The sequence below is a fragment of the Staphylococcus sp. EG-SA-15 genome, assembly GCF_017151895.1.
Classification (GTDB): domain Bacteria; phylum Bacillota; class Bacilli; order Staphylococcales; family Staphylococcaceae; genus Staphylococcus; species Staphylococcus aureus.
Genome location: NZ_JACVZN010000007.1, coordinates 14,697 through 39,807 on the forward strand (window position 1 = coordinate 14,697; position 25,111 = coordinate 39,807).

A 25,111-nucleotide genomic window follows, 5' to 3' on the forward strand; every position below is an offset into this window, starting at 1 on the left:
AAATTTATAAAGCAGAAACAATTCAACTTTATCATTATGACATTTCAATTAAACCTTCTACATTATAGTTCCAAGCATCTTACACATGAATGCAAGTATTTAACGATTTAATTGTGACATAGCCTGTTGATATTGTGTTTCATTGATATAATTTTGTTGCTTCATTTTTTCTAAGTTCGTGCTTACACGTTGCGTAAAATTCTCTGACATATTATTGATATTATATACGCTAGGTGCATTGACTTTACTAGCTAAAATAGCGCTTTGTAAAACTGTTATGTGAGACATTGTTGTACTATTTTTATTCACGGTTGTTCCAAAGTAATGGTTTGCTGCGCCCTCAAGCGTATATTGATTATCCCCAAAGTAAATATTATTTAAATAAAAGCTTAAAATTTCGTTCTTATTATATTGTTTTTCAACTCGATGAGCTACAAATAATTCTTTTACTTTTCTAGTAAATGAACGATCATTATCATAAAAATAATTTTTGACAACTTGTTGTGTAATGGTACTACCACCTTGCACATCTCTGTCGCTAATCGTTGAAAATAAAGCTCTAGTTGTACCTTTCAAATCGAATCCATGATGATTGTAGAATCGTTCATCTTCCATTGAAATAAAGGCACCTTTAACATACTCTGGCATGTTATCAGCTGACACAAAACTACTTTTATTTTCAATTTTTCTTAGTTCATCCACATTATCGCGTGTAGATAAAAAATACATGATACCAATAAACAATGCGATAATGATTAGAATGGTTAATAATATTTTCAATAGTATTCGTTTACTTTTTTTCTTTTTCGGCGGTTTGCCAACTGGTTGATAATACGTATTATAGTGAGGTTCGTGTTTCATATGCTCAAAATGTTCATTTGAGTTTGAGTACCTATCGCTTCTTTTCATGCGTTTGCTCCTTCTTTTAAAACTCACTTAGTATATACCTTGAGTTTACCAGTACTATCACAAATAGGCTACACTTTTTGGGAAAATCAGTCCAAGGGCTTACAATCGTATACGCCATCATACTTACTTTTTTGTTTTTTGAAAAAATTATAGATAAATCATTGCAATTTTAAATATTAATCATGTCAAATATTGTTATATTTTGTAAAAATAAAAGACCATCCCTATTAAATGCCAATAGAGACGACCTTTTATTTGTTATTCATTTATTAAAACTAAAATCCATATTTCATTTCAAACGAAAATATATAAATTTTAACAATCGATAACCACAATACTTCTATTGTAATTGTTTAACGATTTCTCGATTAAAATCATCTAAATCGTCTGGTACTCGACTTGTTACAATATTGTTGTCTACAACTACTGACTCATCAACTACATGTGCGCCTGCATTTGATAAATCTTTGCGTACATTTAATACTGCTGTTAACGTACGACCTTTTAAATCGTCTGTATCTATTAGTATTTGTGGCCCATGACAAATGGCAAATGTTGGTACATCATTTTTAGTAAAGTATTTAGCAAATGTGCCATATCGACCTTCTGTATCTCCACGTAAATGATCTGGTGAAAATCCTCCAGGAATTAATAATGCATCATAATCTTCTGGTTTAGCTTCTGCAATGCCTACATCGACAGTAACTTTTTCACCGTGTTTACCAACAACTTCACTATTTGCAGTATCTCCAATCACTACAGTATTAAAGCCTGCATTCTCTAATGCCTCTTTAGGGCTTGAATATTCTATATCTTCAAATTCGTTTGCTAGAATAATTGCTACTTTTTTAGTCATTGAAAATCACCTTTCTATATATCATTGATATAATTACTATAGACAAGTAAATCAGTGATTAAACATACAAGATATAAAAATTATTAAGCGACTGTCGCGATATCTAACCCTAACACATCTTATGTGGCATTTACTTAGATACTAATTTAACCTTTTCTTCAAGCTGATCTAACAATCCAATCCATTCATCTATATCTTCAACACGTACTTCATCAGGATTTACATGATCGATATCCTCAATAAACTTATTTAAACGCGCTTTTATCTGTTCGATTGTTTGCTGTTCATTCATAAAAAGTTAACTCCTTTTATTTTGTTTTCTTTTTCATTATTATCCTAACAGAAATTGCGTTAAAGCGATATAATCTTAGCTATATTTATGACATTCAAATTATTTTGACTTTTAAAAATCCCCTTTTCAATTAACTAAAATTAAGAGATAATTTGTTACGAGTGATAATACGAAGTGGTATCATACCGATATGAACCAAATAGAAAGAAGGAAGTTTAAGACGATGAATAGCGTCAAATTGAAGCAACCTGTTAGCATTTACAATGATCCATGGGAATCATATAACGATGTTAAAGAACATGGCCAATTAACTTTAAGTAACATTGAATTTACAACTACAAATCTTTGTAATATGCGTTGTAGCCACTGTGCAGTTGGTTATACTTTACAAACTGTCGACCCCGAGCCTTTAGATATGGACTTAATTTATCGTAGACTTGATGAAATTCCAAATCTGCGAACGATGTCAATTACAGGTGGCGAACCAATGTTTTCTAAAAAGTCTATTAGAAATGTTGTTAAACCTCTATTAAAGTATGCACATCATCGAGGTATATATACACAAATGAATTCAAACCTAACATTGCCTCAAGATCGTTATTTAGATATTGCTGAATATATCGATGTTATGCATATCTCACATAACTGGGGAACAACTGATGAATTCGCAAATGTTGGCTTTGGCGCAATGAAGAAGCAACCACCGTTAAAAGCTAAGTTAAAATTATATGAACAAATGATTTCGAATGCACGTACATTATCAGAACAAGGAATGTTTGTATCTGCGGAAACAATGCTCAATCAAAGTACGCTACCACATTTACGAAAAATACATCAAGAAGTCGTTCATGATATGAAATGTAGCAGACACGAGATTCACCCTATGTATCCAGCTGACTTTGCAAGTCAATTAAATGTGTTAACTCTAGCGGAAATGAAAAAGACAATTCATGATATATTGGATTTCAGAGATGAAGATATTTGGATGTTATTTGGTACTTTGCCTGTGTTTCCATGCTTAAAAGATGATGAAGATCAAAAGTTACTATCACGTTTAAGAACTGCTAAAAATGTAACGACTAGAAATGACCCGGATGGCCGTAGTCGTTTAAATGTCAATGTATTTACAGGTAATGTAATCGTAACTGATTTCGGAGATGAAACAGGTACAATTTCGAATATACAAAAAGATAAATTAACAGATGTATTTGATAAATGGTTATCGTCTAATCTTGCTAAATCATTAAATTGTCATTGTTCCGAGTTTAGTTGTTTAGGACCAAATGTTCTTGTTAAAAATATGTACTATCCGAATATGGATTTTAAAGATAATGAGCGTCATATGCACAAACAACCACAAATTATACAATTTTAAAAACTCTTAATTATGCGGAGAAGCACTTTATCGATAAGTAGTCTCCGCATATTTTAATGCTATTATAAAATAAAAAGCAATTAATTGCTGGCAGTACTCTACTTTAATAATAAAGGTCATTTAATAGGACTAATAGTCTATAATAAAAGGGTTAAATTTTAACTAAAAGCATAAACGTGCATAATCAAAAAGACAGATTGTAGGTGGAATATTCGAACATAACAGTTCAATTCATCCTTAACAATCTGTCTTTATATTTTTAGTCTCTAATATGTTGCACTTGAGCTAAATATTCAATTGTTTGTTTACTTTCAATGCGACGTGCTTTTCTTCGTTCAACACGTTGTGGTGCTGTATCATAAAACCATTTTTCAACATCATCTTCTGGATATACACCAGGTACATGTTTAGGTTTGCCTTCATCATCTAACGCAACAAATGTTAGGTAACTTAATGCAGCTAAATCATGCTTGTTATTAAATACATCGTCAATTCTAATTTGAACGACCACTTCCATTGAACTAGTCCCAGCGTATGAAACCATCGCTACGTATTGTAATATGTCCCCTGTTTTAATCGGCTTTAAGAAATCTACTGAGTCTGTAGATGCGGTAACTACTTGCGCACCAGCATGTTTCATAGCTGTGATTGCTGCAATTTCATCAATATTAGCCATCAATGTACCACCAAACATTGTATGATGGTGATTCGTATCTTGAGGGAAAACTTGTCTATTTTTATAACATTTTGATTCTGACATAGATTTCATTGGTCTGTCCTGATTTGTCATTATTTTATCTCCCAATCTATACTTTAATCACGTATTTGACCTTTAAATACATGTTTCATTTCCTACTCAGCACCTCAAAATACATTTATTAAAATGTTGATGCCCAATTTCCATTTTCAAATACTAGTTCTTTTGAACCATCTTCGAATATGCCATAAATAGTCAAATCACTACTACCAATCATGAAATCGACATGTACGTTTGAATCATTTAATCCGCTTGCAATCTTTTCCTCAACAGTCATTTCCGTTCCACCTTGAATATTAAAGGCGTAAGCAGATCCAATCGCTAAATGACATGCTGCATTTTCATCAAATAAAGTATTGTAAAAAATGGTATTACGATTTGATATCGGTGAATCATCAGGTACTAATGCTACTTCACCTAATCTTCTTGAACCTTCATCAGTATTGATTAAATCTTTCAATACCGCTTCACCTTTTTCAGCTGAAAAATCAATAATCTCTCCATCTTTAAACATCAATTTAAATTGATCGATAATTGTGCCATTATAACTTAAAGGCAATTTATTAGTAACATATCCATCTACTCTATTTCGATCTGGTGCTGTAAATACTTCTTCAGTTGGTATATTAGCAATAAAAGCTTGTTCCTTGCCGTTAACATAACTTGTAGCATCTTCCCAGATATGATTTTTCGCTAAACCTACTGTTAAATCAGTACCTTCAGATACATAATGCAACGCATGGTAATTTTTTTGTTGTAACTTTTGAGCGTAAACACTTAAATTAGCGATGTGTTGACGCCAATTTTCAACTGGATCGTTACCATCAATTCGCACAATATCGAATACCTCGTCAATAAACTTAATATATGCTTCTTCCACAGATAGTTCAGGATACACTCTCTTCGCCCAAGCTTTAGATGGAAAAGCAGCTACGACCCATGGAAATTGATTTTTTTGTACACTTTCCATATATCCTTTAAATGCGCGTGCGTTTTGTTGTTGAAATGCTTGTAATTTTTGGCTATCGATACCATCCATTAAATCAGGATCTTCACTAATAAGTGCTAAATTAGCAGCGCCACGTTTAACGTAATCCATTCTCGCTTCAACATCATATGATTTTATCTCATGATTAGCAAAATGTTCCACAGATTCATTTTCAAATTTTAAGCGTTTTAAGGTTGGATCGCTATATACAACACGTACATCTGAAGCGCCACAATGATATGCTTCTTCTACAATTAAATGCGTTAATTCTAATGTTTCTACTGATGATCTAATAAATACTGGCTGTTTTGGTTGAACATTCATACCAACCTTAACTAATAGTTCAGCGTATTGTTGTAACTTTTCTTTGTAATTAGTCAAAATTCCCACTCCTAGTCGTGTCGCAATTGTCCTAAAGCGTCAGCAATAGCTGTCACTTCACTTGGCGACAATCTTTCTCTTGATTGAACAAAATCATATATATCTGTTAATTCTTCTTCATTTGCATTTTTATATTTTTCAGGATCTAATAATCCTTGATTAACAATATTTAACTTCTCTCTAATAGATAATACTTTCTCTTCATTTGTCATAGCCACAATGTTCACCTCTAATAATAGTTATGTTATCAAAGTATCACAATTTAATAAACTTTAATAGAATTTTATATAATCTGCTTTCTTATTGTTTAAAGTCGCTATAAAATGGGGATATAACTACATAGTTTGGAGGAATCAAAATGGTAGATGTAGCATTTGTCTGTCTTGGCAATATATGTCGTTCTCCAATGGCAGAAGCAATCATGCGACAAAGACTTAAAGACAGAAATATTCATGATATTAAAGTACATTCAAGAGGTACTGGTAGCTGGAATTTAGGAGAGCCGCCTCATGAAGGTACACAAAAAATTCTCAACAAACACAATATTCCATTTGATGGCATGATTAGTGAATTATTCGAAGCGACAGATGATTTTGATTACATTGTGGCTATGGATCAAAGTAACGTTGATAATATTAAATCTATCAATCCTAATCTTAAGGGACAATTGTTCAAACTGTTAGAATTTAGTAATATGGAAGAGAGTGATGTACCAGATCCATACTACACGAATAATTTTGAAGGTGTATACGACATGGTATTATCATCTTGTGATAATTTAATAGACTACATCGTAAAAGATGCAAATTTGAAAGAGGGGTAGTTTTTTATGGAAAATAAATTTGTTCCTGGTATTTTAATTGGTGCCGTAATTGGTGGTGCAATTAGTTTAGCTGATAAATCTACACGTCAAGCTTTAGTTCAATCAGTTAAAGATGCAAAAAATGGTAACCGCACTCGTAAGCCTTCTAAAGTCAGCAAGATTAAAGACGAAGTTTTATACTGGAAAGATGTTGTTGAAGAAATTCGTCGTAATAATCCTGAATTAGAACGTTCATTAAAAGATGCGAAAGAAACATTTGTTAATAGAAAAAATCAACGCTAAGATGATTTTGTTTTTATAAGGCAATACTTAACAATTTGGTGTACGCCTTTCATAGTTATCATTATTAAATGATAATACAATGATTGGCCAAACTGCATTGTTTCAGTATTGCCTTTGTTTTAATTTTAAATCAAAATAGCCTATGAAAGATTTAAATCAATTAATTTCTATAATATTATCATTTTTAAAGCATATCATTGTTTAGTTTTTTTATAATTGGATAAATACTAATAGTTACTTTATAAAACATTACATAGAGAAAGGTTAAGGAGTGCACATGTCGAAAAAGGATCACTCTTCTTCAAAATATCTTAATTCTGTTAAGGAAGCACAAGAGGAGTCAAAAAAGAAAAATAAAAGTAATCCCAAAATTGATGTTGATCGTACATATATTGAACCTCAACAATTCCAATCTAAGAAACCTAAAAAAGATGATCAGGTTTTCTTCTTATCAAGATTAAATAAACCTGCAAAATATAAGAAAGACTCTAATTTCTTATCATATCTCATCTATCGCATAGGAAAAGATGATGCCTCAGGACTAGCAGCACAAATGACTTACCATTTCGTACTTGCTATGTTCCCTATGTTGCTTTTCCTATTAACATTATTACCATTTTTCAATATTAAGCAGAGTCAAATTACTAATATGTTAAGCAATGCACCCGCTGAAACATCTACTCTAATTAAGAGTGTAATTGGTGATATAACTCAAAACTCCAGTGGTGGCTTATTATCTATCGGTTTGATTTTAGCAATTTGGTCAGCTTCAAATGGAATGACTGCAATTATGAATTCTTTCAATGTTGCTTACGATGTAGAAGATAGCCGTAATGGAATCGTATTAAAACTACTAAGTGTTGTCTTCACTGTAGTTATGGGCGTTGTGTTTGTAGTTGCTCTAGCATTACCAACGCTTGGTTCTGTAATTAGTCATTTCCTATTCGGTCCACTTGGATTTGACGAACAAGTGAAATGGATTTTTAACCTTATTAGAATTGTGTTACCAATCATTATTATATTTATCGTATTTATCGTGTTATATTCGGTTGCACCTAACGTTAAAACGAAGCTTAAGTCAGTATTACCAGGTGCAGTATTTACTTCAATTATTTGGTTAGCTGGTTCATTTGGTTTTGGTTGGTATATTTCAAATTTTGGTAACTATTCTAAAACATATGGCAGTATCGCGGGTATCATCATTTTGTTACTATGGTTATATATCACAAGTTTTATTATAATTGTCGGTGCTGAAATCAATGCAATCATTCATCAGCGTAGTGTAATTAAAGGTAAAACACCTGAAGAAGCAGCATTAGAACATGATGACAATAATAAAAATCATTATAATGAGAACACTAGATACGAATATGATGAAGATAGTAATGCAACACATCAACGTACGTACCATGTTGATGAACATCCTAGTGATACCTATCCAGAAGATGATAAAAATATAAAAGACAAAATCGTTGATAAGCTTAAAAAAGACTAAACACCAACAAAACAGAGGTTTTCGCTAATGATTGCGAAGACCTCTGTTTTTGGTGTCTATTTGATGTTATATTGTGATTGGCGTAAGTAACTTTTCTTAATTCAATACGAACTATTGAATTAAATTATGTTGGAATGCATAGATGACAGCTTGTGTTCTATCTTGCACTTCTAACTTACTTAAAATGTTACTCACATGTGTCTTAACCGTTTTAATAGTAATATGCGATGCACTAGCAATTTCTTGATTTGAGTAACCTTTCGCAATCAATAATAATATTTCCATTTCTCGTTCTGTAAGCATTTCATATAACTCTGCGCGCTTTTTCATACGGTTACGCATTTTCACTAAAACTTCCGGTTCAAAAACAGATTCTCCTCTAGAAGTTTTACGAACTGCATCGGCGATATCTTTTGCACTTGTTGTTTTTAAAATGTAACTATCGACACCTGCATCTAATGCACGATATACCTCTTTATCTTCAATAAAACTAGTTAACATTAATACTTTAATTTGCGGTAAATCTTTTTTAATCTGAGTCGTCGCTTCTACACCATCCATGTCTTCCATAAGTAAATCCATTAAAATTAAATCTGGCTTCAACTCATGGGCTTTGGCAATTGCTTCCTTACCAGAAGCGCCTTCACCAACTACTTCAATATCACTTTGCGTTGATAGATAACTTGAAATTCCTATACGTACCATTTCATGATCATCCACAAACAATACTTTAATCGTCATACGAATCCTCCTTATTTAAAGGTGCTTTCACCTCGATACGTGTACCTGAATCTGGCAATGATACAATATGGAACGTTGCACCAATTTCCAAAGCTCTTTCACGCATATTTTTAAGTCCATAACTTTGTTCTAATTTTTCATCAACATTAAAACCTTTACCATTGTCTTGAATTCTCAACAATAAATAATCGTCTTTATTAAACAATTCTACTGTCACTTTTGTACCGTTTGAATGACGCAATGTATTCGAAATTGCTTCCTGTGTAATTCTGAACAAATGATCTTCAATACCTTTAGGCACTTTAAAATCTTGTATTTCATGCACAACTTTCATCGGCACTTTTTTTTGTAAATCAATAACTAAATCTTTAATACCCTCACCTAAAGATTTGTCTTTTAAACCAAGCGGTCTTAAATGTAACAGCAAAGCACGCATTTCTAACTGCGAATCTTGAACCATTTTCTCTAAAATCGGAATTTGTTGGTCTAATGGTGGTTCTAACTTCGTTTCTTTGATAGCAGAAAGCATCATACTTGCCGCAAAAAGTTGCTGACTAACAGAATCGTGAAGTTCTCGAGCTAGTCTTTGACGTTCATCTTCAATAATCTTTTTAACTTTCACATCATTAATATTATAATTTTCATTGGTTAAATTTTGAGTTTTAAGTCGCAACTTATGCAATTCTTGATTTAAAGGTACGAGTGTATGGTATAAATCTAACGTTTCACTATATATTTCTATATTTTGATCATTAATGCCAACTGTTTCGCCTTCCATTGAACGCTCAATTTGCGTCTTAATCCAATCATTTTGCTGATTGATTTTGTATGCGAGTACCGAACCAACAATAATACACAATAATATGATGATGAGATTTAAAAATAAAAAGACTGGTATTCCGAATATTTGTGTATAAAACATACCTTGAAAATAGATGATATTTACAAAAACTTTATCGATGAATAGAAATGCAGCTAGCATGCTATATACTAAGATGAGCATTGAACCAATTGTTCTAATGTAGTGGTTCATCGATAAATCACCTCTACGTCTCCGATAAACGTTGATACGTAGATATTAACTGTATAGTTATCCGGTTTCATCATTTCTTCAATATGAATATTGTTATTTTCAACTTTATATGATTTTTCATTCACGTAAGTACTTCCATAAAAAGCAGCTACATGTAAATTAATATTGTAATTAACCGGCAATATAACCTGCACTTTACCTAAAATGTGTCTAACAACAATGGTATTATTTTCCTTAATATTTGCAGCTTTTGTTAAGTCAATATGTAGGTCGCCAATTCCATGTTGAATTTGGACATCTTCCCATTTATATACATAAACTGGTGTACGTTGCTCACCAAACCACTTTTGTTTAATAAAAGATGGTGAAGTCATAACCTCATCCGTCGCAACTACTTTTTTTGGTTTAAATTTGTGTATTAAATAACGCACAATAAGTAGTAATAAAAAGACGAACAAGATGATGATTGTATACTTATTAGACAATAATGTGAATGCAATTAATAGCGCGCCTATCCAAAACGCCAAAAGGCCACGTATTTTATGAAAATAAAGATATCCTACATAAACTAATACACATCCCAATAATAGAACGAGTAAAAAGCCAATTTTTTCAAAAAATATGTAGTAAAAATTGGCAATAATCATTAATGCAGTAAAAATGATCAACATTTGCGTTGATATATATTTGTGTGTCATGTTTCGCCGCCTTTCTATGCCACAGCGTTCATATAATTTATTAGATACGATGTTTTTTCTGTTGCTATTTTTTCAGTTGAAGTTTGTTGAATTTGAGTTTCAATTTGTGCATAATATGCTTCAACTTTATTCAACTCTGATTTAATATTTTCAATTTCTTGATTATTGATTTCTCTTGCACATTGAATTTGAAATGCTTCAGCAATATCAATATATTTATTTTCTAATGTTAGCATTAGACTGTCAATTAACTTGCTAAGTTGTTCTTTTTTAGTAATTAAATAACGCATATAATCATCTAAATTTTTCATTTTTTCATCTAGCATTAAAAGGTAGTGCTTGATATTATTTCTTACTGTTGCTCTCAAAAACTGTTCAATATAACGTTCAACATAGTTCATAACTATCACCTTTTATAATAAGTTTTAAAATACCAAATGCGCTATGTATCTTCGTTGATGTCGATGATATGTTTGCTTAAAAACTACTTTATTACAACATATTTTTGAAATGACGCATTGATTGTGTTCTTAATTATTATAAAACAGTTCCGAAACCAATATGAATAGGCTCCGGAACTAAATGATGTTCATACTTTAGTCTTAGTATATGTTGAACTATTCTTCTTCAATTTTTGTCGTTAAAATCGGACCATCCTTAGTCACGATAACCGTATGCTCAATTTGAGCAACAAAACTTTTATCGCTCGTTTCAAAAGCCCATTCATTTTTACCTTCTGTAACAAATGATGCATTTGATGAGATAAACGGTTCAATAGCTAATACCATACCTTCAGTTAATAATGTTTTGTCTTTTGGATCAAAGTAATTAAGTACATGTGCTGGTGCTTCATGTAATGATAAACCAACACCATGACCTGTTAAGTTTTTAATGACTTTCAAATCATTTTGTCTAGCTGTATTATGCACCGCTTTACCAATGTTACTTAACTTAGTACCCGGTTTTACTTTTGCAATTGCATTCTCAAATGCCATCGTTGCTACGTCACATACTTTTTGTTTCATTGGATCATCTGATTCTCCAACGACAAATGAAATGCCTGTATCTGCATAATAGCCATTCTTCAAAGCCGATACATCAATATTTACTAAATCTCCTTCACGAATGACACGCTTACTTGGAATCCCATGTGCCACCTCTTCATTGACACTAATACACGTTTGACCAGGAAAATTTTCATCATGAATTGGCGCAGAAATAGCACCGTATTCTTCAAATAACTCTTTCGCAATATTATCAAGCTCTTTCGTAGTGATACCTGGTTTGGTTGCAGCTTGCATTGTATTGCGCACTTTAGCGCATATGTATCCAATTTCTTTTAACGCTTGTAATTCTTCTTCTGTTTTTACAATCATTTTATCCCGTTCCTTTTTTATATAATTATAACTTATTATAGCAAAAATTCTTTGATATACTAAAGATGTTACTTTAGTATTTTGGAAAGTGAGTGAGACATAGTGTGATAAAGAAAAAATATTTCTTTATCGTTGTACCCCAACTTGCATTGCCTGTAGAAATTGTAGATCCAATTTCTCTATGTTGGGGCCCCGCCAACCTGCACATTATCGTAAGCTGACTTTTCGTCAGCTTCTGTGTTGGGGCCCCGGACTATAATTGAAAAATGCTTGTTACAAGTGCATTTTATTTCAGTCAACTACTAACAATATAACATTGTGGAGCCCAGAACTTTGATTAATGTATATGAAAATCAAAGTAATGCTTAAGTATGATTATTTCAAATATTTTACATACATGAACTTTTCCAATGTACGATACTATTATTATAAAGCGCTCGCTAAGATTTTACGATGATTAGAGGTTAAAAAATGAACGATCAATGGTATAAACATTTAATTGGTGCCAGAACAATTAAAACTGGTATTGCCATTTTTTTAACAGCTGTCTTTTGTATGGCACTAGATTTAACACCCATCTATGCCATTTTAACAGCTGTAGTCACAATTGAACCAACTGCCAAGGCATCACTTATTAAAGGTTATCGTAGATTACCTGCTACGGTAATTGGTGCAGGCTTTGCAGTATTATTTACATATTTATTCGGCGATCAATCACCTTTTACATATGCATTGAGTGCAACGTTCACGATTTTATTCTGTACAAAACTCAAATTGCAAGTTGGTACGAATGTCGCTGTACTAACATCATTAGCTATGATTCCAGGTATTCATGATGCCTACATATTCAACTTTTTGTCTCGAACATTGACAGCAATTATTGGACTCGTGACATCAGGTTTAATTAACTTCATGGTGTTTCCACCTAAGTATTATGGTCAGGTCGAAGAAAAATTAAGTAAGACAGATGCCTTGATGTATAAATTATTTTACAATCGCTGCCAAGAACTTATCTTATCAAGACTGCAATCTGATAAAAGCGAAAAATCATATAAAAATATTTTCAATTTAAATAATCAAGTTGAAACGTTAATAAGTTATCAACGTGATGAATTAAGCTATCATAAGAAAAAAGAATGTGATTGGAAATTACTCAATCAATTAACTAAACGTGCATATACGAATCGTTTGTTTATCACTCATTTATCAAATATCATTTACTTACCTAAAAATACTCGTGTTAACTTTTCAGGTGACGAAAAAATGGCATTGCTAAAAATTAGTAGTAGCATCAAAGATATATTTTATGATGGTTCTTTTAAGAGAGAAGATGATTCTGTAGAAACTTTACGTTCGACAATAAAAGCACTTGAAATTAGTGGTGAAAATCAAATTAAAAGTCATATACTATACGAAGTTCTAATGATTTATCGACTGCTAGACAGCAGATATGCTTAATTTAAGTACCTTATACTAATTGGCACCATGGGAGTGGGACAGAAATGATATTTTCGTAAAATTTATTTCGTCGTCCCACCCCAACTCGCATTGCCTGTAGAATTTCTTTTCGAAATTCTCTGTGTTGGGGCCCACACCCCAACTTGCATTGTCTGTTGAAATTGGGAATCCAATTTCTCTTTGTTGGGGCCCACACCCCAACTTGCATTGTCTGTTGAAATTGGGAATCCAATTTCTCTTTGTTGGGGCCCCTGACTAGAATTGAAAAAAGCTTGTTACAAGCGCATTTTCGTTCAGTCAACTACTGCCAATATAACTTCGTAGAGCATAGAACATTGATTTATGTCCCCGCCTCTTTTTATCGTATATAGCATGTCCCTTTTTAAAATTACAAGCATAAATATTCAGACTCAAATATAGCCACACCCCTAAACTACGGAGGGATGTGGCTGTCTTTTTTGTTTGTAATTATGTATCAGATTTAAATCATTAATGTAAAGAGGCTAATTCATTAATAAATTTAGTAAAATCTGATTTAGCAACATTTATCCTTAATGAAATACCAGATTCTGTTGCCATGTTTGAATGCCTTAAACCAGAATCAAAATCAATATAAATACAAAGCAGTTCTTGATTAAAATCAATAATTGTAAAATGTAAATCAGGTTCTATAAAATATATTTCAGTAACAGGATTGTCGTAATCCATATGTTTCAAATTGTCCATGTCACTATCAAAAAGTGCAAATTCAAATTTAACTTCTTGATCTTCGAAAGTTGCACTAGTGTCGAAATAATAAATTTTATTATCTTCTTCGATAACTACATCTTTTAAAATAAATGTTATCGATGTTTTGCTATGTAAATAAGATGCATCTTTTAATATCAATTTAGTAGGCTTCATCGTCAAATTCCTTTCATCATTCATTTTTTCATGTTGCATAATCACCATTACTATTGATAATTCTAGGATAGATACTCATTGTATAATAATTATTCACTAGAACAAAAAAACACACATCAATTTGGTTGTTTCCATCCAAAATAATGTGTGTGTTTATACATATATGATTAATTACTAAACTTCATCGTTTATCAATATTAAATCCATTGATGCGATGTTCAGAGTTAACGAGATTTCTTCTGTCTATTTGCTCTGTCTATTAATACTTGTTTCGCTTGTATTTCCGCTTCATTATCTATTTCTTTAGGCTCAAACGGAATACCCTTACGTTCACAAGCTTTTTCTAACAGATAATCAGTGATTTCGTAATTTTTAGGTAAAATTGGTCCGTGTAAATAAGTACCTAATAAATTTTTATAATGAATGCCTTCTTTTTTATCTTCATCATTATTACCATAACCAAAAGTAACATGACCAAGTGTACCGAAATCATGATATGTTCTACCACCGTGATTTTCAAAACCTACAATAGTTCCAAAAGTATCACTTTCGATAACAATATCTCCTGTTAATCGGTTTGTCTTTGATTCAGTATAAAAATCTAAAATACCTAACCCTTCTAATTCTGTACCATCAGGCGTGATATATTTTTTCCCTAAAAATTGATAGCCTCCACAAATCGTTAATCCCGGCATACCATCTTCAATCGCTTCTTTAAGTGGTGTCTTAATTTTACTTAATTCTTTTGTTGCTAATGCTTGTTCTCTATCACTTCCACCACCGATAAAGAAAATATCACATTCATCAAAGGTAATACCTTCTGTTTCATTGATTTCTACGACATTAACTTTAATATTTCGTTTTTTAGCACGTTGTCTTAAAGCAATAATATTTCCTATATCACTGTATAAATTCAATTTATCTGACATAAAATGATAAATAGTCAATTCATGCATATTATGATTGACCTCCTTCAAACGAACGGTTTAATTGTTCAAGCATAGGCGCTAATGATGTATAGTTTGGTATTGCAACTGTGAAACCTTTATAATCCATAGTCTTTGCCGTTGCTTTATAAATATCATGCTCAACTATAATTGGTACTTCAACCTCTGCTAACTTCAATCGCAATTGAAGTTCTTCTGCTCGTGTACCTGTCACGATGATAGCTTCAATTTGTTGCTTAGATAATTTTTCAAAATCTGCATCATAAATCCATGAAGTATCTCGACCATCTGCAGCGTTATCATTTAGCGAAATAACATACACTTTTTCGCCTTCTAATTGTTCACCAACTGATAAACTTGCATTCATTCCTGCAGGATTTTTAGCTAAATTGATCATCGCTTCTTTTCGTTCTTTTTTAAAGTACTGCATACGACCATTGTCTGATGTATACGTTTCAAAGCCATTTTTAATTGTTTGTTCATTTAACCCTAGCTCTCTTAAAACAGTATATGCTGCTAACGCGTTATAAGCGTTAAAGTCACCTGCAATTTTCATATCATATTTTTCATCATTGATATTTAAATATAAAAACGGTGCCACATCAAAACTTGATATTTCATATTTTGCTTGCTCTCGTTTGAAACCACACTGACAGTGATAATGACCAATTTGATTATAATGAATATAATCGTATTGCAATAAGCGACCACAGTTTGGACAATATCTACTTTCATTCATCGTACTTTGTTCAAATTCATGGGCATGTGCTTTCATACCATAGTACACAATCGTATCACTTGCGATTTTCAAACGACTCACAAATGGATCATCAGCATTTAGCAATAATTTGATGCCTTTATTACTAATTGTCTCTGCAATGTTATTAACCATAATATCAATTTCACCGAAGCGATCCATTTGATCTCTAAAGAAATTAGTAAATACCATCATTGAAGGTGTAACTTCTTTTAACACACGTGGAATCGAACCTTCATCAATTTCGATTACCGCAATTTTAGTCTTAGGTGTTGATTGCATGATGAATGCAGAAGTTATACCTGCAGCCATATTAGCACCTTCATTATTGTGTATAATTTGAATATTATTTGCTTTTAAAGTATGTCCAATTAAGTTTGAAGTCGTTGTTTTACCATTTGTTCCACTGATAAATACAATATCATCAACTTGCTCTGCTAATTTTCTTAATATATCTGTATCCACTTTTCTAGCGATTTGTCCAGGTAAATCTGTTCCTCTTTTACCTACTGCTCTACTTGCTTTACGCGCCAATTTCGCTAGATGGATTGCCGTCCACTGTCTCATGTGTTTCCTCCTCAAATTTCCACTCGCATCATTATAACATGACAAGGCAACTTCAAAAAAGTTTCTCAATCACAAATTGATACAGTGTTTCTAAATTATAATCATTCTCATTTAGATAATTAAAAATGATATTTATTATCAATTAAATATCGCTAAATGATACATTTTCTCAATTAGAGCGCTAAAATAAGGCATTAAATTATAATTATTATTATTTACAATTGAGAATGAGTTTGTTATACTAAGTTTAATTCATAGTAATTTTAATTTACAAATAAGAGGTGTATCAAAATGTTAAGTAAAAATTTATTAGAAGCATTAAATGATCAAATGAACCATGAGTACTTTGCAGCACACGCATATATGGCAATGGCAGCATACTGTGATAAAGAATCGTACGAAGGATTTGCAAACTTCTTCATTCAACAAGCTAAAGAAGAACGTTTCCATGGACAAAAGATTTATAACTATATTAACGACAGAGGTGCACATGCAGAATTCAGAGCAGTTTCAGCACCAAAAATTGACTTTTCAAGCATACTAGAAACTTTCAAAGACAGCTTATCTCAAGAACAAGAAGTAACAAGACGTTTCTATAACTTATCTGAAATCGCTCGTCAAGATAAAGATTATGCAACTATCTCATTCTTAAACTGGTTCTTAGATGAACAAGTCGAAGAAGAATCAATGTTTGAAACTCACATCAATTATTTAACTCGTATCGGCGATGACAGCAATGCATTATATCTTTACGAAAAAGAACTTGGCGCTCGTACATTCGACGAAGAATAATTAAACATCACTACAATAGACAGATAAATATCATACGACATGATAGGCATTTGGGTCACTTACAATAACCCAATGTCTATATTATTTTGCTTTACGGAGATCACTAGATTCATTTTCTGAATCATTGATCTGCGTTTTTTCATTTTCAAGGCTAATTATTGTATTTTTAGTCATTTATTTTTTAAACTACTAATGTTAATAACTCTAAATTTGATGTTGAATTAATTTGACGATTTTAAAGCATATCATCATTTACTTTTTAATCAGAGTTACATCCAAATGATAGATTTCACGTTATACCTTCACGTATAATATTATGTATCGTTTGTAAGCAAATGACTAAAAGTCTATTAATATATACATTTAATTAATTGAAAGGATTGACTACATGATACAAGATGCGTTTGTTGCACTTGATTTTGAAACAGCAAATGGTAAACGTACAAGTATTTGTTCTGTCGGAATGGTTAAAGTCATTGATAGTCAAATAACAGAAACATTTCATACTCTTGTGAATCCGCAAGACTATTTTTCACAACAAAATATTAAAGTTCATGGCATACAACCAGAAGATGTTGAAAATGCACCTACGTTTGACTACGTATTTCCATATATGATGCAATTTATTGCAGATTTACCTGTTGTCGCACATAACGCGGCATTTGATATGAACGTCTTACATCAAAGCATTCAAAATATTGGTTTACCAACTCCAAATTTAACTTACTTTTGTAGTTATCAACTTGCTAAAAGAACCGTTGATTCGTATCGATACGGTTTAAAACATATGATGGAGTTTTATCAATTAGATTTTCATGGTCATCATGATGCATTGAATGATGCCAAAGCATGCGCAATGATTACTTTTAGGCTACTGAAAAATTATGAAAATATAACATATGTAACTAATATTTATGGTAAAAATCTAAAAGATAAAGGCTAGGACTAAATAAAATACTCCCTTCAAAGTAAGCATTGTAAAAATGTAAACTTTGCAGGGAGCTTTATTTTATATAAAGTCATATATCGTCATATTTTTATAAGTTGATTGTTCTAAATTACCTACAGTGACACCAATAAGTCGAATTGGTACATCAGGGTCTTTTAAATCGTTATAAAGTAAATATGCAATATTATAAATATCTTCTTCAGAACTAACCGAATCTCTTAAACTCATCTGTTTAGATAGCGTTTCAAATTGATAAGTTTTAATTTTAACCGTTACAGTTTTAGCTGACTTCTGTAATTTATTTAGACGTTCAGCTGTTTTACCTGACAATTCCCATACTTTTCTTAAAATCTCTTCATCATCATTCACGTCTGTTGCAAATGTGCGTTCAGTCCCTACTGATTTTCTTACTCTTGATGATTTCACTTCACTATGGTCAATACCGCGTGCCTTGTTATATAAACCCCGACCTCTTTTTCCAAACAAACGTATTAATTCAAATTCCGTTTTCTCATATAAATCTCTACCGTTAAAAATACCATTATCATGCATTACTTTTTTGGAAGCTTTACCTACGCCTGGAAAATCTCCAATATCCAATGTCATCAAAATATCATGGACATTTTGATAATCAATCACAGTCATACCATCAGGTTTATTCATACCACTCGCTAATTTAGCTAAAAATTTGTTATAAGAAACACCTGCAGATGCTGTTAAATGTGTCTGCTCTAGAATATCTTTTCTAATATACTGAGCAATTTTCGAAGCAGGAAGGTCTGGTCTCACTAATTCTGTAATATCTAAATACGCTTCATCCAATGACATCGGTTCTACCTTATCTGTATAACTTCGGAAAATAGACATAATCTGCGCAGATGTTTCTCGGTAAGCACCAAAATTACTTGTGACAAAGTATCCATTTGGACATAATTTATGCGCTTGTGACATAGGCATTGCTGAATGGACGCCGTATTTTCGTGCTTCATAGGATGCCGTAGAGACAACACCCCTACTGCTTGCTTTACCACCAACAATGACTGGTTTCCCTTTCAATTTGGGGTTATCTCTCATTTCGACTTGTGCCAAAAAATAGTCCATATCTATATGAATAATTCGTCTCTCAGTCAAGTGCTCACCTCCCTACTAATTTTTACTTTTATAACGCACAAAAATATCTCAACATAATTATACGCTGTGTACGATTTTTTTACATAAATCTTGCACTTAGCGATAACTATATTGAGATAACTACAAGTTGTTATAAAATCAATTGCTATTTAAGCATGATGATGAAGACGATTGAGTAAGAAAACATAGGTAATCTGAAATAATTCAAGCAAATTCATTTTGTTGGTATCATCATATTAAAATTTATTATTGAGTCGGCTTTTGATGATACAAATAAATACTATCTTCATCTTGTTGAACATATTTAAAACTACTAGATATTGTTAATGCAACAAGCAGAATATCTATAAAGCAATAAGCAGTATGCATACTAAACATAAAAATAAGTGATGAATAACCAAATACCTTAATTAAAATAAGCAAGCCAGTACTTAATAGGATTAGTGGTGACAGCATAATAATTGAGAATTGCCATTTGTTGAAGCAAGCATCTGCTGTTTGGAATAAGATTCTGTCTTTTTTTATATTAAACATAGGTTTGCTATCTTTTTTAAATAAAAGAAATAATGCTCTATGGATAAGTTCATGTAAAATCAATAAAATAATGAATCCAGCAAACCCATATACAAGATTGATGATGATATTTTGATCGACAACCGCTGTGACACCTAACGCCCACTTATACGTAAATAAAATCACGAATAACGCAATAACAAGTTGCAAGATAATAAACCTTCGCATTTGAAAATTATTTGTCGTTAAATCAATTTTATGCATTACCAACCCTCCCGATCATGACATTCTTATTCTTCTTTAAATATAGTATACAATGTCACATTTAATTTAAAAAGTTCATATCAAGAAAGTAAATTGGCTGTAATAAAATTTTAATATACGACTTCTTTCTTCACTTATTAAGGCGAAATTTTATCTCAAATCATGTGCGCTATTTCAAATTGAATAATGCCACTGTCTCAACATGTGTTGTTTGTGGAAACATATCTACCGGTGTTACCTCTTCAAGTTGATATTTTTCAGCTAATAATAATGCATCACGTTGCTGTGTTGCGGGATTACATGAAATATAGACAATACGCTTAGGTTCTAATGTAAGCAAAGTCTGAATAAACGTTTCGTCACAGCCCTTTCTTGGCGGATCAACCATTACAACATCTGGTTTAATCCCTTGTGCTTTCCATTGTAAAATAACTTCTTCAGCTTTCCCACAGACAAAAGTTGTATTATTGCATTGGTTTATAGTCGCATTTTGTTGTGCGTCTTCAATTGCAGAAGGTACTACTTCAACACCGTATACATGTTTTGCATGTGGTGCCATATATAGCCCTATTGTTCCAATACCACAATAGGTATCTAATACAACTTCATTACCTGTCAATTGCGCATACTCAATTGCTTTATTATATAATTTCTCTGTTTGTTCAGAATTAATTTGGTAGAATGACTGATCACTTATTTTAAATGTACTATCTGTTAATTGATCAATAATTGTATCTTTACCATATAGCGTTATAGATTGACGTCCCATAATAACATTAGAGTGGCTATCATTAATGTTTTGTTTAATACTTGTCACATTAGGAAATGCATCTAATATCTTCTCAACAACAGCATTTTTTTGTGGCCACTTTTTACCATTAGTTACAAAAATAATCATCATTTCGTCTGTATGATATCCTGTTCTTACAACCAAATGTCTCATTAAACCTTTTTTCAATTGTTCTTGATAAATACTTACATTTAAATCTTTTAAAATAGATTTAACTTCATTCATCACTTCTTGATGTTGTGAATCTTGTATTAAACAACTTTCCATGTCAATAATGTCATGGCTTCTTTGACGATAAAAGCCCATAATAACTTCATTCTGTTCATTCTTACCAACTGGAATCTGGGACTTGTTTCGATATCTCCAAGGATCTGTCATGCCAACTGTATCGTTAATCTTAGAATTATCAAAATGCGCTTTTCGCTGAAACAAATTAATCACTTGTTCCTTTTTCATTTCAAGTTGTGCTTCGTATGATAAGTGTTGAAGTTGGCACCCACCACAACGTTCATAATATATACATGGCGGTGCAACACGATTCTCACTTCTCGTATTTATATTAAGCAACTTACCTATCGCAAAGTTCTTTTTTACTTTGATAATTTTATATTCAATTTGTTCATTAATTAAAGCTTGTGGTATGAAAATAGGAAAGCGATCTATTTTTACGACACCATGGCCTTCATGCGTTAAATCAACAACTGTTCCCGTTTTTATGTCATTTTTAGCTATTGCTTGCAAAATTTTACCTCCAAAATGAACAGGTTAGGAACAAAATTATGCGCTTCCTAACCTGCCATTATATATTTCACTATTTCTGTTTATTCTTCGATTAAATTGTCATCAACATGATCATTATTTATTAACTCTTCATTTACAATATCATTAGGTGCAAAGACATCTATATGACGTTCTAGATTTAAGAAATTCGCTGGTAATTTACCACCATATTCTCCATCTACATTTAGTTGTAAGTCTGTGAATGATGAAATATTAATTGCCTTTGCTTTTTCATAAATAACTTTAGGATGCTTAGTATGTTCTCCTCTTGAAGCTAAAGTCATAATATGACCAAGTTCTGCAAGGTTTGATTTTTCAACTATAATTAACGTAAAATAGCCGTCATCTAACTTAGCGTCCGGCACTAATTTTTCAAATCCTGCCATTGAATTTGTTAAACCTAAAAAGAATAATAATGCTTCTCCTTGGAAAACATTACCATCATATTCAATTCTTAAATCTACAGCTTTCATTTGAGGTAACATTTCGAAACCTTTGATGTAATAAGCAAATGGACCAACAATAGATTTCAATTTACTCGGTGTTTCATAAGAGACTTGCGTCAATTGTCCGCCTGCAGCTAAATTAATAAAGTATCGATTATTCATTTTACCAATATCTACTTTAGTAGAATGACCTTCAATGATGACATCAAGTGCCCCCATGATGTCATTAGGTATATGCAATGCACGTCCAAAGTCATTAACAGTACCCATAGGAATGACACCTAGCTTAGGACGATTAGGCTTTTCTGCGATACCATTAACTACTTCATTTAATGTTCCATCACCACCTGCAGCGATTAATACATCATAATTTTCATGCATAGCTCTTTCTGCTTCAAGTGTGGCATCACCTATTTTCTCGGTTGCATATGCACTCGTTTCATATCCCGCTTTTTCTAATTTTATTAAGGCATCAGGTAATTCTCTTTTAAATAGCTCTTTACCTGATGTCGGGTTATAAATGATTCTAGCACGTTTCCTCATATCTTATCCCTCTACTTAAAATTCATATATTTTAACTTCATCTTTGTTTCGTCTAATAGGGAGTGGGACAGAAATAATATTTAACAAAATTTATTTCGTTCTACCCCAACTTACATTGTCTGTAGAATTTCCTTTCGAAATTCTCTTTGTTTGGGGCCCCACCCCAACTTGCACATTATTGTAAGCTGACAGAAAGTCAGCTTCTTTGTTTGGGGCCCCAGCCCAACTTGCATTGTCTGTAGAATTTCCTTTCGAAATTCTCTTTGTTTGGGACCCCCCCAACTTGCACATTATTGTATGCTGACAGAAAGTCAGCTTCTATGTTGGGGCCCACTAGAATTGAAAAAAGCTTGTTACAAGCGTATTTTCTTTCAGTCAACTACTGCCAATATAACATTGTAGTGCCTAGGACATTGAATTTATGACCCAGGCTCAGTCTTATTTCATCATTCTTAATATCGTTAAAGACCAACTTGTATCTTAAACAAATACTATCTCAATATGTACAAAGCTTGTTATTTATTCAGCATTTTTTGCCGTTCTTCATTATATAGACTTCGTCAGTTATGCTATTTTACCTTTAAAATGATGTTGTAAATATAATGTTGTCTTTATACAAAAATGTTTTATACCTTTTTATTATACAGTTTGCCTTAATATAATTAAAGCTAACGCATTAATAAAATTAATATTTTTACCATTAACATGTACAATGAATTAAGTTAAAAGTAATATGACTTCTATAGATATAAATAAACCCTCGATTGCATCTAAGTCAGCAATCAAGGGTTTATTTTTTAAATCTTCATAGTTTGATGATTTAAATTATCTTTTATCTAATTCTTGTTTTAATAGTTGATTTACTAATTGTGGATTAGCTTGACCTTTAGACGCTTTCATAATTTGACCAACTAAGAAGCCCATAGCTTTGCCTTTACCATTTTTGTAATCTTCAACTGATTGTTCGTTATTGTCTAATGCTTCATTTACAAATTTTAGAAGTGTTGCTTCATCAGAAATTTGAACTAAGCCATTATCTTCCATAATCTGTTTAGCATTACCACCTTTAGCTGCTAACTCTGGGAAGACTTTCTTCGCAATTTTACTGCTCATTGTTCCGTCTTCGATAAGTTTAATCATACCTGCTAAATTTTCTGGTGTTAATTTAGTATCTAATAATTCTACTTGATTTTTATTTAAATATTCGTTTACGCCACCCATTAACCAGTTAGATGTTAATTTAACATCTGCACCGTGTTCAATTGTTGATTCAAAGAAATCTGACATTTCTTTAGTCAAAGTTAATACGTGTGCATCGTATGCAGGTAAACCTAATTCATTTACATACTTAGCCTTACGCTCATCTGGTAATTCAGGAATTGTCTGACGAACACGCTCTTTCCAAGCATCATCAATATATAAAGGTACAATGTCAGGCTCTGGGAAGTAACGGTAATCATCAGAACCTTCTTTAACACGCATTAAAATTGTTTTACCTGTTGATTCATCAAATCGACGTGTTTCTTGTCCGATTTCTCCACCATTTAACAATTCTTCTTCTTGGCGTTTTTCTTCATATTCTAAACCTTTACGTACATAGTTAAATGAGTTTAAGTTTTTCAATTCGGCTTTAGTACCAAATTTTTCTTGACCATATGGACGCAAAGAGATGTTAGCATCACAACGTAAAGATCCCTCTTCCATCTTAACGTCTGATACACCAGTGTATTGAATAATTGAACGTAATTTTTCTAAATATGCATATGCTTCTTTAGGTGAACGAATATCTGGTTCAGATACGATTTCAATTAGCGGTGTACCTTGACGGTTCAAGTCAACTAATGAATACTCACCTTTATGTGTTGACTTACCAGCATCTTCTTCCATGTGAAGACGAGTAATACCGATTCGTTTTGTTTCACCGTCGACTTCGATATCGATATATCCATTTTCACCAATTGGTTGATCAAATTGAGAAATTTGATATGCTTTTGGATTATCTGGATAGAAATAGTTCTTACGGTCAAACTTAGATTCTGTTGCGATTTCCATATTTAGTGCCATTGCAGCACGCATTGCCCAGTCTACTGCACGCTTATTAACAACTGGTAAGACACCTGGATATGCTAAGTCGATAACATTTGTATTTGAGTTAGGTTCTGCTCCAAAATGCGCTGGTGATGGAGAAAACATTTTTGAGTCCGTTTTTAACTCTACGTGAACTTCAAGTCCTATAACTGTTTCAAAATGCATGATTTCCACTCC

General features: G+C 32.2%; 28 protein-coding genes and 1 pseudogene. 7 read left to right on the forward strand and 22 right to left on the reverse strand.

What is annotated here, in order from left to right; all coding sequences use genetic code 11:
* Positions 1-99: 99 nt before the first annotated feature.
* The 3 genes from sgtB to IDG64_RS05310 all read right to left on the reverse strand — a co-directional run bounded on the left by sgtB (position 100) and on the right by IDG64_RS05310 (position 2,057).
* Entirely contained in the window at positions 100-909 is an 810-nt protein-coding gene (gene sgtB, locus IDG64_RS05300) for a monofunctional peptidoglycan glycosyltransferase SgtB (protein WP_000830380.1), read from the reverse strand.
* Between the two features lie 340 nt (positions 910-1,249).
* Positions 1,250-1,765, reverse strand: coding sequence for a type 1 glutamine amidotransferase domain-containing protein (locus tag IDG64_RS05305; RefSeq protein ID WP_000163283.1), 516 nt, complete (start codon positions 1,763-1,765; stop codon positions 1,250-1,252).
* Between the two features lie 130 nt (positions 1,766-1,895).
* A complete protein-coding gene (locus IDG64_RS05310) occupies positions 1,896-2,057 on the reverse strand; it encodes an SE1561 family protein (protein WP_001005407.1) in 162 nt (53 codons plus the stop codon).
* A gap of 223 nt (positions 2,058-2,280) precedes the next feature.
* Between IDG64_RS05310 and yfkAB the strand changes: the two genes are divergently transcribed.
* Positions 2,281-3,432, forward strand: a complete 1,152-nt coding sequence (yfkAB, locus tag IDG64_RS05315; RefSeq protein WP_001089623.1) for a radical SAM/CxCxxxxC motif protein YfkAB — start codon at positions 2,281-2,283, stop codon at positions 3,430-3,432.
* A 259-nt stretch (positions 3,433-3,691) separates the two neighbouring features.
* Here the strand turns inward: yfkAB and IDG64_RS05320 are convergent, their stop codons facing one another.
* The 3 genes from IDG64_RS05320 to IDG64_RS05330 form a co-directional block, all read right to left on the reverse strand.
* Positions 3,692-4,222: an acyl-CoA thioesterase gene (locus tag IDG64_RS05320; RefSeq protein ID WP_000184383.1), complete on the reverse strand. Its 531-nt coding sequence runs from the start codon at positions 4,220-4,222 to the stop codon at positions 3,692-3,694.
* Between the two features lie 88 nt (positions 4,223-4,310).
* Positions 4,311-5,567, reverse strand: a complete 1,257-nt coding sequence (locus IDG64_RS05325) for an aminopeptidase (RefSeq protein WP_001793428.1) — start codon at positions 5,565-5,567, stop codon at positions 4,311-4,313.
* Positions 5,568-5,569: 2 nt separating this feature from the next.
* Entirely contained in the window at positions 5,570-5,770 is a 201-nt protein-coding gene (locus tag IDG64_RS05330) for a DUF1128 family protein (RefSeq protein WP_000180463.1), read from the reverse strand.
* A gap of 146 nt (positions 5,771-5,916) precedes the next feature.
* Between IDG64_RS05330 and IDG64_RS05335 the strand changes: the two genes are divergently transcribed.
* From IDG64_RS05335 to IDG64_RS05345, 3 genes are all read left to right on the forward strand, one after another.
* Complete coding sequence (locus IDG64_RS05335) at positions 5,917-6,381, forward strand: low molecular weight protein-tyrosine-phosphatase (RefSeq protein WP_000228666.1); 465 nt, start codon at positions 5,917-5,919, stop codon at positions 6,379-6,381.
* Between the two features lie 6 nt (positions 6,382-6,387).
* Positions 6,388-6,663 carry a YtxH domain-containing protein gene (locus IDG64_RS05340; RefSeq protein ID WP_000428172.1) on the forward strand — a complete coding sequence of 92 codons (276 nt, stop codon included), beginning with the start codon at positions 6,388-6,390 and terminating at the stop codon, positions 6,661-6,663.
* Between the two features lie 277 nt (positions 6,664-6,940).
* Positions 6,941-8,158 carry a YihY/virulence factor BrkB family protein gene (locus IDG64_RS05345; protein ID WP_000037079.1) on the forward strand — a complete coding sequence of 406 codons (1,218 nt, stop codon included), beginning with the start codon at positions 6,941-6,943 and terminating at the stop codon, positions 8,156-8,158.
* Between the two features lie 111 nt (positions 8,159-8,269).
* On the opposite strand, the gene vraR is transcribed toward IDG64_RS05345, so the two are convergent.
* From vraR to map, 5 genes are all read right to left on the reverse strand, one after another.
* Positions 8,270-8,899: a response regulator transcription factor VraR gene (gene vraR / locus IDG64_RS05350; protein WP_000153535.1), complete on the reverse strand. Its 630-nt coding sequence runs from the start codon at positions 8,897-8,899 to the stop codon at positions 8,270-8,272.
* A complete protein-coding gene (vraS, locus tag IDG64_RS05355; RefSeq protein WP_001017131.1) occupies positions 8,889-9,932 on the reverse strand; it encodes a sensor histidine kinase VraS in 1,044 nt (347 codons plus the stop codon). Before vraS ends, vraR begins: the two co-directional genes overlap by 11 nt.
* The gene (vraT, locus tag IDG64_RS05360) at positions 9,929-10,630 is read right to left on the reverse strand and encodes a cell wall-active antibiotics response protein VraT (RefSeq protein WP_000149064.1); all 702 of its coding nucleotides are present in this window, start codon (positions 10,628-10,630) and stop codon (positions 9,929-9,931) included. Before vraT ends, vraS begins: the two co-directional genes overlap by 4 nt.
* 14 nt (positions 10,631-10,644) lie before the next feature.
* Positions 10,645-11,031 (reverse strand): hypothetical protein, encoded by a 387-nt coding sequence (locus tag IDG64_RS05365; protein ID WP_001110179.1) that lies wholly within the window; start codon positions 11,029-11,031, stop codon positions 10,645-10,647.
* Positions 11,032-11,247: 216 nt separating this feature from the next.
* Positions 11,248-12,006, reverse strand: a complete 759-nt coding sequence (map, locus tag IDG64_RS05370) for a type I methionyl aminopeptidase (RefSeq protein ID WP_000636142.1) — start codon at positions 12,004-12,006, stop codon at positions 11,248-11,250.
* A 471-nt stretch (positions 12,007-12,477) separates the two neighbouring features.
* Here map and IDG64_RS05375 point away from each other — a divergent pair, with 471 nt between their 5' ends.
* Positions 12,478-13,464, forward strand: a complete 987-nt coding sequence (locus IDG64_RS05375; RefSeq protein ID WP_000999718.1) for an FUSC family protein — start codon at positions 12,478-12,480, stop codon at positions 13,462-13,464.
* A gap of 489 nt (positions 13,465-13,953) precedes the next feature.
* Here the strand turns inward: IDG64_RS05375 and IDG64_RS05380 are convergent, their stop codons facing one another.
* The 4 genes from IDG64_RS05380 to murT all read right to left on the reverse strand — a co-directional run bounded on the left by IDG64_RS05380 (position 13,954) and on the right by murT (position 16,638).
* A complete protein-coding gene (locus tag IDG64_RS05380) occupies positions 13,954-14,367 on the reverse strand; it encodes a hypothetical protein (RefSeq protein WP_001837236.1) in 414 nt (137 codons plus the stop codon).
* A gap of 28 nt (positions 14,368-14,395) precedes the next feature.
* Positions 14,396-14,506 (reverse strand): hypothetical protein, encoded by a 111-nt coding sequence (locus IDG64_RS05385; RefSeq protein WP_001790257.1) that lies wholly within the window; start codon positions 14,504-14,506, stop codon positions 14,396-14,398.
* A gap of 85 nt (positions 14,507-14,591) precedes the next feature.
* A complete protein-coding gene (gene gatD / locus IDG64_RS05390) occupies positions 14,592-15,323 on the reverse strand; it encodes a lipid II isoglutaminyl synthase subunit GatD (RefSeq protein ID WP_000544969.1) in 732 nt (243 codons plus the stop codon).
* A gap of 1 nt (position 15,324) precedes the next feature.
* Positions 15,325-16,638, reverse strand: a complete 1,314-nt coding sequence (gene murT / locus IDG64_RS05395) for a lipid II isoglutaminyl synthase subunit MurT (RefSeq protein ID WP_001250335.1) — start codon at positions 16,636-16,638, stop codon at positions 15,325-15,327.
* A 291-nt stretch (positions 16,639-16,929) separates the two neighbouring features.
* On the opposite strand from murT, the gene ftnA reads away from it, so the two are divergent.
* Entirely contained in the window at positions 16,930-17,430 is a 501-nt protein-coding gene (gene ftnA, locus IDG64_RS05400) for an H-type ferritin FtnA (protein ID WP_000949467.1), read from the forward strand.
* A gap of 81 nt (positions 17,431-17,511) precedes the next feature.
* Here ftnA and IDG64_RS05405 read toward each other — a convergent pair whose 3' ends face one another.
* Positions 17,512-17,604, reverse strand: coding sequence for a hypothetical protein (locus tag IDG64_RS05405; protein ID WP_001790679.1), 93 nt, complete (start codon positions 17,602-17,604; stop codon positions 17,512-17,514).
* A gap of 214 nt (positions 17,605-17,818) precedes the next feature.
* Between IDG64_RS05405 and IDG64_RS05410 the strand changes: the two genes are divergently transcribed.
* The gene (locus tag IDG64_RS05410; protein ID WP_000613736.1) at positions 17,819-18,373 is read left to right on the forward strand and encodes a 3'-5' exonuclease; all 555 of its coding nucleotides are present in this window, start codon (positions 17,819-17,821) and stop codon (positions 18,371-18,373) included.
* Positions 18,374-18,439: 66 nt separating this feature from the next.
* Here the strand turns inward: IDG64_RS05410 and dinB are convergent, their stop codons facing one another.
* The 6 genes and pseudogenes from dinB to gatB form a co-directional block, all read right to left on the reverse strand.
* Positions 18,440-19,510 (reverse strand): DNA polymerase IV, encoded by a 1,071-nt coding sequence (gene dinB / locus IDG64_RS05415; protein ID WP_000140182.1) that lies wholly within the window; start codon positions 19,508-19,510, stop codon positions 18,440-18,442.
* A 246-nt stretch (positions 19,511-19,756) separates the two neighbouring features.
* A complete protein-coding gene (locus IDG64_RS05420; RefSeq protein WP_000548781.1) occupies positions 19,757-20,287 on the reverse strand; it encodes a DUF3267 domain-containing protein in 531 nt (176 codons plus the stop codon).
* Positions 20,288-20,456: 169 nt separating this feature from the next.
* Entirely contained in the window at positions 20,457-21,818 is a 1,362-nt protein-coding gene (gene rlmD / locus IDG64_RS05425) for a 23S rRNA (uracil(1939)-C(5))-methyltransferase RlmD (RefSeq protein ID WP_001147864.1), read from the reverse strand.
* 80 nt (positions 21,819-21,898) lie between these two features.
* The gene (locus tag IDG64_RS05430) at positions 21,899-22,846 is read right to left on the reverse strand and encodes a diacylglycerol kinase (protein WP_001231451.1); all 948 of its coding nucleotides are present in this window, start codon (positions 22,844-22,846) and stop codon (positions 21,899-21,901) included.
* 639 nt (positions 22,847-23,485) lie between these two features.
* A pseudogene (locus tag IDG64_RS05435) lies at positions 23,486-23,632 on the reverse strand (hypothetical protein).
* 39 nt (positions 23,633-23,671) lie between these two features.
* Positions 23,672-25,099: an Asp-tRNA(Asn)/Glu-tRNA(Gln) amidotransferase subunit GatB gene (gene gatB, locus IDG64_RS05440; protein WP_000545370.1), complete on the reverse strand. Its 1,428-nt coding sequence runs from the start codon at positions 25,097-25,099 to the stop codon at positions 23,672-23,674.
* Between the last annotated feature and the right edge of the window lie 12 nt (positions 25,100-25,111).